A 14018-nucleotide genomic window follows, 5' to 3' on the forward strand; every position below is an offset into this window, starting at 1 on the left:
TATCGCAGTGATAGCTGTTTCGACAGAGTGCAGCATCAGAAATCAGCGTATGTTGTGGTCACCGGAGGAGCGACGAGATGGTCGAACTGAAACAGATTAAGCACTTTGTTGCCGTTGCTGAGGAGCTTAACTTCAGGCGCGCTGCTGAGCGATTGCATATTACCCAGCCACCGCTGAGCCAGAGCATTAAATCATTAGAAGAAACCGTGGGTGTGAAGCTGTTTGAGCGCAATACCCGAGGCGTGCATCTCACCAAAGCAGGCGAGGTCTTTCTTGGTGAAAGCTTGGAGATACTCAGTGCTGCACAGCGAGGCATCAGCGTTGCCAGGCAGGCAGCCCAGGGTGAAATCGGTACGCTGCGCCTTGGTTATTCGGCCAGCGCGATTTTCTCTAAACCCCTCACCTCTGCCCTGGCTAAACTGCTCACCGAGCGCCCGCTGATCGAACTGCAGCTGTGCGAAGGGAATGCCCTCTTACATATCGCATCGCTGAAAGCGGGTAAGCTTGACGCTGCGGTACTACGAGCCGATCTGGACGAGAACGCTCTAGCGGGTTTATCGGTTTCCAGGCTGGGAGATGAACCGCTGCTCGTGTTACTCCCCCCAGGCCATCGGCTGCAGGCAAAGCCTTCCATCGATTTTAGCGAAATAGCCAGCGAGCGGCTTTTATTACAACCCGCTACGCAAAGAACATTTCTGAGGCGCCAACTGGAGACATTGGCCGATAAAGCAGGGGTTTCTCTCAGCCATGTTGTGGAAGTGCCCGATATCGGCAGTATGCTGTGCTTCGTTGGCGCCGGTATTGGCATTACCATCCTGCCCGCCAGCGCCGCGTCGATGGCTCACGGGCTGGTAGCCATACCGCTTGCCGACGGGGGCTCTTCCCCGCCGCTACTGTTAGCCTACAAGAAAGACAACCCTCTGAGTGAGCAGCTTAGGAATCTCGTTGAAGCGCCTCCTTCATAAGCTTGGAGAATGGCGTGATAGCAAGCCCCAACACTTGCGCTGCTTTTGCCCAACCACACAGAAATTAAGGTAGATGTGTTTGGCTTATCGCGGCATTGGCTCCTAGACTGAAGTCTCGTTTCTTTTGAGATACCCGACCTATGCGTGTGTTTTCTAATCCGGTCGGTGCCGGTTCACTCTGGTTTGATAATTTGGTGACCGCAGACGGTGTGCCTGTGGCTTACGACCCGCAAGCGCGTGCCTTTCTGCCGATGCCGCCCTTCTGCGCCAACCGCGAAGTCATTGGTTGCAACTGGATTGCGCCTAAGCAAGGTGAATTCTGCCGCGCCTGCGCGATGACGGCCCTAGCACCCGCCCCTTCCATTTCAGATGCCATGCCCAATTGGGCGCAAACGGAGGCAGCTAAACGCTGGGTAATCGACAACCTTGGCCGTTGGAACTGGTTTCGCCCGGAAGACCCTGGCGCGCCACCCGTGTTTCATATGCTGGCCGAAGGGGGAACGCCGGTGCCCATGGGCCATGTGGGCGGTGTGGTTACCATCAGTGTCGCAGAAGCTGATGCAGTGTTACGCACAACTCGCAAAGAGGCATTGGCAGAGCCTTACCGCACGATGATTGGCCATATGCGCCATGAAATCGCCCATATGCTGTGGTGGCGGCTGAGCTTACGGGATGACTTTCTTGATGCGTTTCGTGAGATGTTTGGCGATGAGCGCGAGGATTATCCAGCAGCGTTGCAGCACTATTATCACAATGGCCCACCCGTGGATTGGCGGCAGCGGTTTCTGTCTACCTATGCGTCCTCCCACCCTCATGAGGATTGGGCGGAAACCACCTCGCACCTGCTGCACCTGACCGATATCACCGATAGTTTTGTGTCGGCGGGCATGACCTCTCCAGCCTTGCCCAACACCTATGGTTGGGATGCTTACGCCGAACCGGACGCTGAGCGCTTGATTCATATCGCGGCATCATTAGTCGCCGGGGTTAATCATGTAAACCGCTCAATGGGACTTTCGGATCTTTATCCGTTTGTGCTTTCCGACGCAGCGATGCGCAAGCTAGCCTTCGTGCATAATTGGCTGCGGCGCGGTGCTCAAGGGCTTTAATTCGCATCTGCAACAGGCCCTGGGGAAGCCAGCGCTTTAGCCAGGGCCTACCATCGATAAACGCGTTAGCTTAGTTGCATAGTGTCAATCGCCGCCGCCACCCTTTTCCGCGCATCGCCTTGCAGCGTTTGTAGCGGCTGGGGCAAACAGGGTTGGCTTACTGTTCCGGTAAGTTCTGCAATAGTAGCAACTACCCGCAAGCTGCCGCCGAAGTCGCGGTAGAGCGCCCATAACGGTTCAAGCGCAGCGGAAAGCGCGTTGGCGTCTTTTGCGTCTCCTGCTTGGGCGGCACGGGTTAGCGCCAGCGCAGTTTCAGGGTATAGCCCACCAATCACCGAGTACCAGGCATCGCAGCCAGCCAGCATGCCCGTGGCGGCCGCTGGGTCGCCGCTAATGCCGATGGTTACGTCGCTGGGAATTAATCCCCGCAGCCGTGCTACGCGCGCCTGTGCGGCGGCGATATCATTCTGCACTGGAGGAATTTTAATCGAGCGAACCTGGGGCAGTTGAGCGATGCGACCATGCAGTTCATCACTGAATTCAAAGTGCGTAGTGCCTGGGTTGTCATAGACACATAGCGGCACACTCAGCGAACGACAAACCATCTCGAAAAGGCCAAATACCTCATCCTCGGTCAGCTTTTGATAGGAAACTGGCGCCAACAGCACGCCACTAGCGCCTGCTTGCTGGGCGCTTTCTGCATTGGCCAGTACATCACGGGTGCGGAGCGAACCTATGCCTACCACCACTGGCACGCTGGCGGCATGCTCAACGCATAGCTTGGCTACGCGGGCGCGCTCTTCACCACTTAAATAAGCGTAGCTGCCCGTCGACCCCAGCACGCCGATAGAATCCACCCGCGCTTCCACCAGGCGTTCCACTAAACGAGCAAACTCATGCTCATGTATGCCCTGCTCGTTCATGGGGGTTAGCGGAAAAGCGCTCAAACCAGTGAACATGGTGAATGATCCTTTTACGATGACAGTTAAGAGACTATTAACATACGTGATGCTGCATGATGAGGCTAGCGAGTCTCTCAAGGTTAGTTAGCAATTATGTACAAGCATTTGATATCCAGGAGCGCATAAGCTAGGTGGTGTGACTTATCAGGAGGGTTTGGCATGGCAAATACAAGCCGGTTTCAATTCATCAAAAGTCAGCATGTGCCAACACTGACGGTGCTTCAGGCGGCAATTGAAGATTTCAGCTATGACCGTCATGCCCATGAGGAGTTTGCCTTCGGCGTAACGCTGGCCGGGCGTCAGGATTTTTTTAGCGGCGGGCAGTTCCACAAAAGCCCGCCGGGCAATGTGATTCTGTTCAACCCTGAGGAGGTTCACGATGGCCAACCAGGCGGTGAGCATGCACTGGACTACCTGATGGTTTATGCCCATCCAGAACAGATCAAGCCGCTGTTCGCTGATGCGCTTGGGCGCGAACATGCCACGGATTTTCGTTCCAACCAAACGCTGATTCAGGATGTGCAACTGCGCCATGCCATTTTGGAACTGGCGCGCTTGGTCACCTCCCAAGCAGGTAGCTGTATTGATCAGGAAAATGCGCTTTATCGGGTTATCGAGAGAACCGTTCAACTCGGCGGCATTTCACAACCCAACCCAATCACAAGTCGACCTGATGCCCTGCTAGGTCTGGCTAAGGAGTATATCCACGCCCACTTGGAAAGCGATATTTCGCTGGATGATATTTGCCAGGCAGCGCATTTATCCAAGTACCATTTCTTGCGCCTGTTTCGCCAGCATTACGGCATTACCCCCCATCAGTACGTGATTAATTGCCGAATCAATGCGGCGCGTACTGCACTAGACGCTGGTGCCCCACTTAACGAAGTGGCGCTACGCTTTGGCTTTGCCGACCTTAGCCATTTTAATCGGCGCTTTAAGCGCATTTATGGCATGACACCCCACCAATACCAACGCGATATCGCGCGTTAATCCCCAGTTTTAGAACCGCCATTAAACAAACGAGGCTTTACCATGCTAGGAATCGTCGCCTATGCCCTGGGCGCTATGTATACGCCTGGGCCTGTGAATCTGCTGGGCTTAAACGTTGGCATCAATGGCCAAGCCAAAAAGTCGCTCGGTTTTTGTCTGGGAGTAGGCACCGCGATGTTTACTTACTTATTACTATTGGGCTGGGCAGGTGCCGCTTGGATCGACGATGAAGCACTGATCGTCGTGAGTGCGTTGGGGTGTAGCTATATTGTTTATCTCGCAATAAAAATTGCCCGTTCAAGCGCTGATTTAAGTAGCGACTTAAACACCCAGTTAAACAACCATGACCACACCGTACATCTGCTGCGTTTTCGCGATGGGCTGGTGATGCAACTGCTTAACCCAAAAGCCATTATTGCCACCCTCCCCCTTGCCACACTGCAATTTCCTGCGGCGGGTATTGAGGGGATTAGCTTGGTGGTTTGGGCATTCGGGCTGGCAATATTAGCCGCTGGCGCACCCGGCAGTTATGTCTTGATGGGCAGTTTGGTTGGCCAGCGCATTCAAAGCGCAGGGATCATTCAGGGCTTCAACTGGGTAATGGCGGGGCTGCTGGTCGCCGTGGCGTTATCGATTGGCTATGAGCATGTTTGGCTGCCGCTTAACGCTAGCTAGCCTGATGACACAGGTAGCGAGCATTCTAACCATTGATTGCTCGCTACATTTGCAGTGTGTCACACACCCTCTTGCGCTCTGGCAATAGCGGCAGAAATAGCTGACTTTGCCTGCGGGCTATTTTTCCAGCAGGTGGTGTGCAGCATGGCGGCCACCATTTCTGCTATCTCATCAACTTGGCGGGCGGCCAGCTCAGCAAATGAGTCGATACCAATCTCTTCAAAACGCTTGAGGACGGTAGGGCCAACACCTTTGACACTCAAAAGCGCATCTCTTTCTGCATCAGAAAAGGCCACTCATATACTCCTCTTTAACAAGATCTCTGGGTTTAAAAGACCTCTGGGACGTTCGCGTTTTAAGTGCGCGCCTCTGACCAAACCGCAAACTCATTGCCACTGGGTTCTAGGAAGTGAAAGCGAAAGCCGCCTGGGAATTCGAAAATAGGCTGAATGACGTCACCGCCGCTTTGCTCTACCTTTTCGAGCGTTGCGTTAATATCCGCGCTATAGAAAACCAGCAGTGCGCCGCCATTAGCGGTTCGACTGCAGGCATCTGAATGATAAAAGCCGCCATCTAATCCCTGGTTGGAAAACGCGCTGTATTCAGGGCCGTAATCGACGAATTCCCAGCCGAACACCGCCGTGAAAAACGTTTTTGTCGCCGCTAAATCTTTCGCTGCAAACTCGACGTAATTAAGCTTTTCATGCAGATGCATAGGTTTGTTCCTTTAAACTTAGTCTAGCGTGACTGCTTAATAACCAGTTCAATCGCTTGCTTAACGTACGCGTACATTACCGGGCAAGTGCTGGCTCTGGGGCCTGCCACGTTTAAGACGCTAATGTTGCGATCATGCACAAAGTCGGCCAGCAACATCGCCGCGTGCAGTGGGTCTATCAGCTCAATATCAATTAGCTTGTAGGGTTTTGATTGCTGAATACAGAAAAGTGCAGTGGCTTCTGTTCCCCCTTGAAGATAAGACGCATAGAAGATAGCGGTGCCATCCGCGTTCTGTACATTTTGATGGTTGCGCTGACGGTAATCACCGCTGACCTCTTCGAGGGTATAGATACTGCTCATTGGCCCATCTTCGGCCATTCTGCCCACCGGACACGTTCCACCAATGGGAAATTCTAATGTTAAGGCAGCATCGAGAGCCGCCCTATCAGCGCCCGTTTGGCCGCCACTCATAATTTTGGAAAGCATAAATTAGCCACGTGTCTCTGATCGAGCGGCAAACGCGTTTGCCACGCGGTGTTGTAAGTGAAAGCGGACGTTGTAAAACCTACTGCCCGAAGCCTATCCCCAAGCTCAGTGCTTGAAGACCATCGAACTCAACGCTAACGTCGTCTGAAAACACCGGGTGCCCTTGCACCACCATGTTCACTGCTGCCTGAGAACCGCGGTAAGTAACGGTTACTGTCAGTTCTGCAGAGGTGTTAATCGGCGCGAATAGACCATACTCAACGCTATCAACACTCACCGAAGACAGACCGCGATCATCCAATTGCTGCTGCACTTCTTGTTTTACTGCGACACCGTAATAGATATAGATGCCCACGTAGCCAATTGCCAGTAGTACGATCAGTGAAAAGAGCTTCCCCATTACTTCCCCCCAGTGCGACGAAATCCTTATGGTTGCCGCCTTCGGCCAGCAATCACGAGCGCTGATAATGCCTGCGGTAGTAAGTAGCTACAAGCACTGAAAAATGAACATTATTTACAAACAAGCGAGAAGGATTCTAATGGTGAGGTGTCGGGAGTGGATGGCATGTTGCTCACTGCGAACATTGCCCGCAGCGACGCTTCCCCTTTGGCACTGAAAACGATAACGCGAGAGTCTTCCTGCCGTTTCGCCCAGCCAAGCGCCTGAATTCGCGCAAGCAGCGCCGCCCCGAGCGCGCCAGCAAGATGATTCCTACGCTCGCTCCAATCCAAACACGCTCGACAAAATGATCGCTTCGAAGAAGCCAGCGCGTCTGCATCGATGCCATGTTTCTGGAACCACAGCCGCCCCTGTTTAGTCAGCTGTAGTCCGCCTGGAAGCTGCTGAAGGATATATGTCTCGAGCATCTGCTCGTACACAAAAACCCCCAGCTCCCCTGCAAGGTGGTCGTAACACACTCGCGCCTTGCGCAGCGCAGGGTCGCGCGGGCCGATGGACAGATGCTTATCGTCGCCTCGGAAAGCGAGGCCCATCAGCGACTCCAAAAGTTCAGCAACATGTGGCCCCGCCAGCCTAAAATAGCGGTGGCGCCCCTGCTTTTCGACCGCGAGCAGTCCTTCCTCTCGCAGCTTTCCGAGGTGGAAGCTCATGGTTTGCTTAGTCACACCGGCCATATTTGCCAGTTCAGTCGCCGTTAGCGCGCGATCAGACATTAAGGCACAGAGCGCTTCCGCCCGAGCGTTATCTCCGATCAGTGCGGCAACGCGCACAATGTTAGGGGCTTCATTCATGGTTCGATCTTAGTCGAACCATTGGGGTGCGGCAATTAGGTATCGTCTCCGTTGCCTTTCAACGGAGATAATCAGATGAGCGTTACCTGCATCATTCGCTACGAGATCGACCCTTTCCAGCGCGACGCTTTCAAGCAATATGCGGAAAACTGGGGAAAAATCATCCCCTGGTGTGGCGGCCATCTTATTGGCTACTTCCTGCCTTTAGAGGGCACCAACAATATTGCCTGGGGCCTCATTGCCTTTGATAGCCTGGCTTCCTATGAGGCCTATCGCGCTCGGCTGAGATCTGATGAAGGAGGACACGCGAACTTCACAATGGCCCAAGAGCAACGATTCATCCTCAAAGAGGAGCGCAGTTTTGTTGAGGTGGTAGACGGCACCTTGGGCATTGAGGCTGTCGATGTAATGAACGTATCGACGTAACGACGCTGTGAATATAAAGAATCTGAGAATATAAGAACTTATGAATACAAGGAATCTGCCATGATCGCTGTGATATTCGAAGTGCTTCCACATAATGAGCGTTATCAAGACTACTTGGATACTGCCAGCGCATTACGCCAAGATTTGGAAGCTATCGACGGCTTTCTATCGATTGAGCGCTTCGAGAGTCTGACGCAACCCGGCAAAGTGCTGTCGCTGTCTTTTTGGCGGGATGAAGATGCCGTGAAGCAGTGGCGTTCGCTTGAATCTCACCGAGCGGCTCAGAAAGCTGGTCGACAAGATATCTTTGCCGACTACCGGCTGCGTGTCGCTTCCATCATCCGAGATTACGGAATGAACGACCGGCTCGAGGCACCTGAGGATTCGCGTCACGCGCACTCATCATAAATGGAAGTAGCCACAACGTTTGTATTCTCCACGCCTACGCAGCTTTGCGCGGGTGTGGTGGAATGCAAGTATTGGGCGTTTTATGTGTAGACCTTGTTAGGAGCGATGAATACCGCCCAACATCGAGCATCAATCAACCGTGCTGAGAGAAGCCCCGACAAACACTTTACGGTAGCTACTCGGGCTAGTGTTTAGGCATTTCCGGAAATGATGTCGCATGGTAGGAAGACTACCGAAGCCACTCCGAGCCGCGATATTTTCCAGACTCATTTGACCTTGCTCCAAAAGCTCACAAGCGACACCATCACTACTTGGGGAAAAAGCACGTTTCGTTTTTTGCTACCCCTGCTGCCACAGGCAGATCACCGCTACGAATTGTCGTAAACAGCACAATACGAGATTGCTATTACTGCAGCTTTTTAACCATAGCAGCATCTGGGGTCAGCACATTGCCGTCACCAGCTTGGGGAGCCATTAAGGGCACAGGCTGCCCCGTTGATTTGTCGATAAGTGTGGAGTGCTGCTCGCTACGAGCGAACAAGTAGCGCTCCCCCCACTGGCGTAAAGCAACCACCACAGGAAATAGACTTTCCCCCTTAGCAGTCAAGACATATTCCTGGTAGGCCGTGCCATCCGATGCCGGCCGAGTTTCCAGGATATCCGCTTCAACCAATCGATGCAGGCGTTCGGCCAGAATGTTGCGAGCCATGCCTAGGCTGCGCTGAAAGTCACGAAATCGTCTCATGCCGTCAAAAGCATCTCGTACGATGAGCAGCGACCACCGATCTCCGACAATATCGACAGAGCGTGCTACTGGGCAGGTTTCACTATCTATGGACTTACGACGGGACATGACATTCGCCTTTCATTCGATTGCGGCAATTTTTATCTAGTTGCATTTTAAAACCAGTATACCTACCATCCAACTAGTTTTTTTTTGAAACCAGATTATTTGGAGGGTAGTTATGAAAGCGTCCACGGTACTGCCATCTCATTGTGATGACAGTGCACCTGCTATCCGAACAGATATGCCACGCGGCTTAGTGTTGCTGTTCGCCGCGGCCAGCGGCTTAAGCGTCGCGAACGTCTATTACGCACAGCCACTGCTAGATGCTCTAGCCCAAGATTTCGCTATCAGTTATGCAGCCGTTGGCGGTGTGGTCACGGCCACTCAGGTCGGCTGTGCTTTAGCCTTGCTCCTGCTCGTGCCACTAGGAGACCGAGTTAACCGCCGTCGTCTTATGGCGTTACAATTGCTGGCGTTGGTGGCCGCCCTCATCGTTGTAGCACTGTCACAATCCACCGCTATGCTGCTGGCAGGAATGCTCAGTGTTGGCCTGCTCGGTACGGCAATGACACAAGGGTTAATCGCTTATGCAGCTAGTGCATCAGCTCCTCATGAACGGGGACGTGTAGTCGGCGCAGCGCAAGGCGGTGTGTTTATTGGCTTACTACTTGCCCGAATATTCGCTGGTGGTGTAAGCGATCTAGCCGGCTGGCGGGGTGTCTACTTGTGCTCTGCAGCCATAATGCTGGTACTCGCTCTGCCACTGTGGCGTCGACTACCAACGTTGGAAGCTGCGTCAGGTTCCATGAGCTATCCACACCTGATTGTCTCGATGCTCGAACTATTGCGGGAAGAACGGGTGCTGCAAATCCGCGGTGTGCTGGCCCTACTGATGTTCGCTGCCTTCAACGTTTTCTGGAGCGCTCTGGTATTGCCACTTAGCGCACCGCCCTATGAATTTTCTCATACGGTCATTGGGGCATTTGGTTTAGCTGGCGTAGTAGGTGCCCTAGCAGCCGCTCGCGCCGGGAAATGGGCAGATCAAGGACTCGGCCAGCGTACCAGTGCAGTTGCTCTGGTATTGCTGCTACTAGCATGGTGGCCACTATCGCTGATGGAATGGTCGCTATGGGCGCTGATCATCGGGATCGTGTTGCTGGATATGGGTGGGCAGGCACTCCACGTCACTAACCAGAGCATGATTTTTCATACCCGACCTGAGGCGCATAGTCGCTTGGTAGGCCTGTACATGCTGTTCTATTCGATCGGTAGCGGCTTAGGAGCCATCAGCACGACCACCACCTACGCCCATTTCGGTTGGCAAGGAGTGTGTATTTTAGGCGCCATGTTAAGCCTATTGGCGCTAGTATTCTGGGCCGTGACCCAGCGTTATATGCCAGATGAGGTTTCACGAGATTGAGAGCGTCGTGTTTCAATCTCCCGAATGACTGAGCTCAGGCGCATCTGAGGTGTCGTGTTTTCATGCTTCCTCCGCCCCACCACTCAGCATGCCTTGCTGAACATTGCATAACACCAAGCTGGGTTCGGTACCGTTAGTAGCAACCGCTAACTCACCCGCTGTATTCCAGCCACCACTTTTGCCACAGGTTTGCCAGCCCCCTGTGTTGGAAATGTGGTTAGCAAGCAGTACTGGGAACTGATGGCGTTTTGCCATAGCGGCGAGTAATTGTGCATCAGGCTCGTAACCTGCTTCTGATATAAGCGCACTGGCGATATACACATCTGCTTGCTGAGCAGCTGCCACTTCTGCGTGGGTGGGGTGAGCAAAGTCGGCGCAAATCGCCAAGACTATGCGAGTGTCATTTACCGTGAACTGGTAGCTTTCATTACCCGCCGAGCAGTAAACCTCTTCTCCTTCGTGCAGGTGCTGTTTTGCGTAGAAATCGCGCGCTCCGCTTGGGAAACATATAACAGCGCCTATGTGGGGCTTACTGCTTTCATTCAACAGCGGGCAACCTGCTATCACTACTATATTATGAGCAACTGCAGCGGCAGAAAGCGTACTTAAGGTCTCTGCACTTTTGGGCATCGCCAGTTGCTCTAGTAGCTCAAGCTCGTAGCCGGTAAGCGAAAGCTCTGGGAAAACCACTACATCAGCCCCAAGCCTAGCGGCGTGTTGAATGTAGGTAAGGTGTGTTGCAAGGTTCTCGGCCACTGCGCCTTTTTCTACCGGGAGTTGTGCTAACGCGATGGTGGTATTGCCCTTTTTCATTCAAGCCTCATCACAGTCAGCAAAGGAATTTAGCGTATTTAAACAGCGAGTCTTAACGCTTACTCACCCTTTTTTAGCCAGCAATAGCCCTACCCCGGCGCTGGCTAACAGGCCCGCACAGCCGCGGTTAAATAAGCGCCGCATGGCTGGTCGAGAAAACCACTGGCTCAAAAAGCTACCTGCATAGGCGTAACCAGCAATCGCTACCCATTCCAATAGTAAAAACAGCACACCTAGCACCAAAAACTGCAGACCTACATTGCCGCTAGGTTCCACGAACTGCGGTAGGAAAGCGGTAAAAATCAGAATGGCTTTGGGGTTACCAGCAGCAAGCAAGAACTCTTGTCGCGCCAGCTCAAATAGGCTCATACGTTGGGTTTCAGCGCTATCACTTGCGGTAGTGTCGGCGCCCCATAGCTGATATGCCAGCCATAACAAATAGAGGCCACCAACCAGCTTAATAACGAGGAAGACTTTTTCAGAGGTGTAAAGCAGCGTCGCCAAGCCAGTCGCTGCCAGCGTAATCATGCCGACGAATGCTATTAGCCGCCCAATACCCGCTAAACAAGCTGCCCGAACGCCATAGCGTTTAGCATTGGTTAATGAAAGCAGGTTATTAGGGCCAGGCGCCATATTAAGAGCGAAGCAGGCAGGGATAAAAAGCAGCAGTGTTGTCAGGTTCATAAAAGCCCGTTCCTAGTAGCTCGCGTGAGCTTCCACTCATTATTTCACCATCGATCCAGCTAGATTAACCTTTAATTAGGATTTTGCTCAACGTTAAAAAAAGCAGGCGCTGCTGGCCTGCTCTCTTAACGTATCGTTTTTTACTCTGCTGGTATCAACAAACTTGTGACTCACTCACCTCCCTGCACACCCTGACGCTTTCTGCCAGCTCACTGACTAAGCCATGCACTCGCTCAACGGCTTCATCAGGCGTGCTGGCATGTTCGATGCAGTCAACAAGCGCGGAGCCGACCACCACCGCATCGCTAAAGCGTCCAATGGTAGCGGCTTGCTCGGCGGTGCGTATTCCAAAGCCAACGGCAATGGGTAATTCGGTATATTCGCGGAGCTGAGCAACCGACGCCTCTAACCGTTGTGGTGTTGGCGCACTACCGCCAGTAACCCCCGCCACCGATACGTAGTAGATAAACCCAGAGGTGTTGCTGAGTACTTTGGGCAACCGTTTAGCATCGGTAGTCGGAGTGGCCAGGCGGATAAAATCAATGCCGTGCTGAGCTGCTGGCTGGCAGAGTTCTTCATCATGCTCAGGGGGTAAATCCACCACAATCAGCCCATCGACTCCAGCGCTGGCGGCCTCCGTTAAAAAGCGCTCAACGCCATAGCAGTAAATCGGGTTGTAGTAGCCCATCAGTACGATCGGCGTGGTGCTATTCTGCTCGCGGAAACGGCGTACCATTTCCAACGTTTTAACTTGGGTTTGGCCGCCTTCAAGTGCACGCAGCGCGGCTTTTTGAATCGCGGGACCATCGGCCATAGGGTCACTGAACGGCATGCCGAGTTCGATGATATCCACCCCTGCTTCCGACAACCCATGCAGCAGACGACGTGAAGTCTCCGCGTCTGGATCACCTGCGGTGAGGTAGCTAACCAGCGCTGGGCGGTTCTGCTGCTTGAGCGCGGCAAAGCAGTCTTTAAGACGAGTGGGGGTATTCATAACAGTCTCCTGGTTCGCACTCATTGGAATTTCTCACCTAGATGATGCGCGACGCTCATCATGTCTTTGTCGCCACGACCGCTAAGGTTGACCACCATTAAGTGCTCACGGGGAAGCCGGGGCGCACGCTTAGCCACTTCCGCTAAGGCGTGGGCAGTTTCCAGGGCGGGAATAATGCCTTCCTGACGGCAGCAGATTTGGAAAGCTTCCAGTGCTTCATCGTCTGTGGCGGAAACGTACTCAACCCGCCCCTGCTCGTGAAGCCATGCGTGTTCTGGGCCGATACCGGGGTAATCCAGCCCCGCGGATATTGAGTGGGCGTCAATAATCTGGCCATCTTCGTTTTGCAGCAGGTAGGTGCGGTTACCATGCAGTACGCCAGGCGTCCCGCCATTCAAGCTGGCGGCATGCAGGCCGCTTTTAACGCCTTTGCCGCCCGCCTCTACGCCAATCATCTGCACATCTGGGTCGTTTAAGAACGGATGGAACAGCCCCATAGCGTTTGATCCGCCACCAATACAGGCCACCAGCGAATCCGGCAAACGCCCCTGCTTTTCGAGCATTTGGCTGCGGGTTTCATGGCCAATCACTGCTTGGAAGTCACGCACCATCGCAGGGTACGGGTGCGGTCCAGCCACGGTTCCAATAATGTAGAAGGTATCATCTACGTTAGTCACCCAGTCGCGCAGCGCTTCGTTCATGGCATCTTTGAGTGTGCCGGTGCCGGAGGTGACGGGAATCACCTCAGCCCCCAGTAGTTTCATGCGGAACACGTTAGGCTGCTGGCGTTCGATGTCGGTTGAGCCCATATAGATGACACACGGCAGGCCAAAACGCGCTGCTACCGTGGCGGTGGCCACGCCGTGCATACCGGCGCCGGTTTCAGCAATAATGCGCTTTTTGCCCATCTGCTTGGCTAGCAGTACCTGGCCAATGCAGTTGTTAATTTTATGCGCGCCGGTGTGGTTTAGCTCTTCGCGCTTGAGATAAATACTTGCCCCACCGAAGTGTTCGGTCAGTCTTTCAGCGAAATAAAGCGGGCTTGGCCGCCCGACGTAATCCCCCTGAAAATAGGCTAACTGGCGCTGAAATTCGGGGTCATTTTTAGCAGCAGCGTATTCATCTTGCAGCTCTAAAATAAGCGGCATGAGTGTTTCAGCGACAAAGCGGCCGCCGAAGCTGCCAAACAGTCCGTTGGTATCGGGCAGGTTCACGAATTGGTTCATAACGACCTCTGAGTACAACATGGAAATTGGGAATAGACTGAAGGTAGCGCAGGCAGGCGGGGATAAAAATCGATAAGATGTCACCAATAGGTGAGTTTTAGTCAA

The 14018-nt window shown here is 53.4% G+C and carries 19 protein-coding genes; 7 read left to right on the forward strand and 12 right to left on the reverse strand.

Annotation, left to right across the window (positions count from 1 at the left end; genetic code table 11):
• Positions 1–77 precede the first annotated feature (77 nt).
• Together NF683_RS00565 and NF683_RS00570 are read left to right on the forward strand one after the other, a co-directional pair.
• A complete protein-coding gene (locus NF683_RS00565) occupies positions 78–965 on the forward strand; it encodes a LysR family transcriptional regulator (RefSeq protein WP_253920993.1) in 888 nt (295 codons plus the stop codon).
• Between the two features lie 140 nt (positions 966–1105).
• A complete protein-coding gene (locus NF683_RS00570) occupies positions 1106–2074 on the forward strand; it encodes a zinc-binding metallopeptidase family protein (protein WP_253920994.1) in 969 nt (322 codons plus the stop codon).
• A 65-nt stretch (positions 2075–2139) separates the two neighbouring features.
• Here NF683_RS00570 and NF683_RS00575 read toward each other — a convergent pair whose 3' ends face one another.
• Positions 2140–3033 (reverse strand): dihydrodipicolinate synthase family protein, encoded by an 894-nt coding sequence (locus NF683_RS00575; RefSeq protein WP_253920995.1) that lies wholly within the window; start codon positions 3031–3033, stop codon positions 2140–2142.
• A 162-nt stretch (positions 3034–3195) separates the two neighbouring features.
• On the opposite strand from NF683_RS00575, the gene NF683_RS00580 reads away from it, so the two are divergent.
• Both NF683_RS00580 and NF683_RS00585 read left to right on the forward strand, forming a co-directional pair.
• Complete coding sequence (locus NF683_RS00580) at positions 3196–4026, forward strand: helix-turn-helix transcriptional regulator (protein WP_253920996.1); 831 nt, start codon at positions 3196–3198, stop codon at positions 4024–4026.
• A 42-nt stretch (positions 4027–4068) separates the two neighbouring features.
• The gene (locus tag NF683_RS00585; RefSeq protein WP_253920997.1) at positions 4069–4701 is read left to right on the forward strand and encodes a LysE family translocator; all 633 of its coding nucleotides are present in this window, start codon (positions 4069–4071) and stop codon (positions 4699–4701) included.
• Positions 4702–4760: 59 nt separating this feature from the next.
• Here the strand turns inward: NF683_RS00585 and NF683_RS00590 are convergent, their stop codons facing one another.
• The 5 genes from NF683_RS00590 to NF683_RS00610 form a co-directional block, all read right to left on the reverse strand.
• A complete protein-coding gene (locus NF683_RS00590; RefSeq protein WP_193068798.1) occupies positions 4761–4997 on the reverse strand; it encodes a helix-hairpin-helix domain-containing protein in 237 nt (78 codons plus the stop codon).
• 59 nt (positions 4998–5056) lie between these two features.
• On the reverse strand, positions 5057–5416 hold the full coding sequence (locus tag NF683_RS00595) for a VOC family protein (protein ID WP_193068797.1): 360 nt from the start codon (positions 5414–5416) through the stop codon (positions 5057–5059).
• A gap of 23 nt (positions 5417–5439) precedes the next feature.
• Positions 5440–5904, reverse strand: coding sequence for a YpsA SLOG family protein (locus NF683_RS00600; RefSeq protein WP_193068796.1), 465 nt, complete (start codon positions 5902–5904; stop codon positions 5440–5442).
• Positions 5905–5983: 79 nt separating this feature from the next.
• The gene (locus NF683_RS00605; protein WP_193068795.1) at positions 5984–6304 is read right to left on the reverse strand and encodes a hypothetical protein; all 321 of its coding nucleotides are present in this window, start codon (positions 6302–6304) and stop codon (positions 5984–5986) included.
• Positions 6305–6414: 110 nt separating this feature from the next.
• Positions 6415–7155: an ArsR/SmtB family transcription factor gene (locus NF683_RS00610; RefSeq protein WP_253920998.1), complete on the reverse strand. Its 741-nt coding sequence runs from the start codon at positions 7153–7155 to the stop codon at positions 6415–6417.
• Between the two features lie 75 nt (positions 7156–7230).
• Here NF683_RS00610 and NF683_RS00615 point away from each other — a divergent pair, with 75 nt between their 5' ends.
• Entirely contained in the window at positions 7231–7581 is a 351-nt protein-coding gene (locus tag NF683_RS00615) for an NIPSNAP family protein (RefSeq protein WP_253920999.1), read from the forward strand.
• Positions 7582–7641: 60 nt separating this feature from the next.
• The gene (locus tag NF683_RS00620; protein ID WP_253921000.1) at positions 7642–7989 is read left to right on the forward strand and encodes an antibiotic biosynthesis monooxygenase family protein; all 348 of its coding nucleotides are present in this window, start codon (positions 7642–7644) and stop codon (positions 7987–7989) included.
• 129 nt (positions 7990–8118) lie between these two features.
• Here the strand turns inward: NF683_RS00620 and NF683_RS21395 are convergent, their stop codons facing one another.
• Complete coding sequence (locus NF683_RS21395) at positions 8119–8274, reverse strand: helix-turn-helix domain-containing protein (RefSeq protein ID WP_226930582.1); 156 nt, start codon at positions 8272–8274, stop codon at positions 8119–8121.
• Positions 8275–8395: 121 nt separating this feature from the next.
• Positions 8396–8842 carry a winged helix-turn-helix transcriptional regulator gene (locus tag NF683_RS00625; protein WP_193084918.1) on the reverse strand — a complete coding sequence of 149 codons (447 nt, stop codon included), beginning with the start codon at positions 8840–8842 and terminating at the stop codon, positions 8396–8398.
• Between the two features lie 112 nt (positions 8843–8954).
• Here NF683_RS00625 and NF683_RS00630 point away from each other — a divergent pair, with 112 nt between their 5' ends.
• Positions 8955–10196 carry an MFS transporter gene (locus tag NF683_RS00630; RefSeq protein WP_253921001.1) on the forward strand — a complete coding sequence of 414 codons (1242 nt, stop codon included), beginning with the start codon at positions 8955–8957 and terminating at the stop codon, positions 10194–10196.
• 60 nt (positions 10197–10256) lie between these two features.
• Here NF683_RS00630 and NF683_RS00635 read toward each other — a convergent pair whose 3' ends face one another.
• From NF683_RS00635 to trpB, 4 genes are all read right to left on the reverse strand, one after another.
• Entirely contained in the window at positions 10257–11009 is a 753-nt protein-coding gene (locus NF683_RS00635) for a carbon-nitrogen hydrolase family protein (protein WP_253921002.1), read from the reverse strand.
• 63 nt (positions 11010–11072) lie between these two features.
• A complete protein-coding gene (locus NF683_RS00640) occupies positions 11073–11693 on the reverse strand; it encodes a LysE family translocator (RefSeq protein WP_089039458.1) in 621 nt (206 codons plus the stop codon).
• A 154-nt stretch (positions 11694–11847) separates the two neighbouring features.
• On the reverse strand, positions 11848–12687 hold the full coding sequence (trpA, locus tag NF683_RS00645) for a tryptophan synthase subunit alpha (protein ID WP_253921003.1): 840 nt from the start codon (positions 12685–12687) through the stop codon (positions 11848–11850).
• A 20-nt stretch (positions 12688–12707) separates the two neighbouring features.
• The gene (gene trpB, locus NF683_RS00650) at positions 12708–13913 is read right to left on the reverse strand and encodes a tryptophan synthase subunit beta (RefSeq protein ID WP_193084709.1); all 1206 of its coding nucleotides are present in this window, start codon (positions 13911–13913) and stop codon (positions 12708–12710) included.
• Between the last annotated feature and the right edge of the window lie 105 nt (positions 13914–14018).

Source organism: Halomonas sp. MS1 (assembly GCF_024182575.1).
Taxonomy (GTDB): Bacteria; Pseudomonadota; Gammaproteobacteria; order Pseudomonadales; family Halomonadaceae; genus Vreelandella.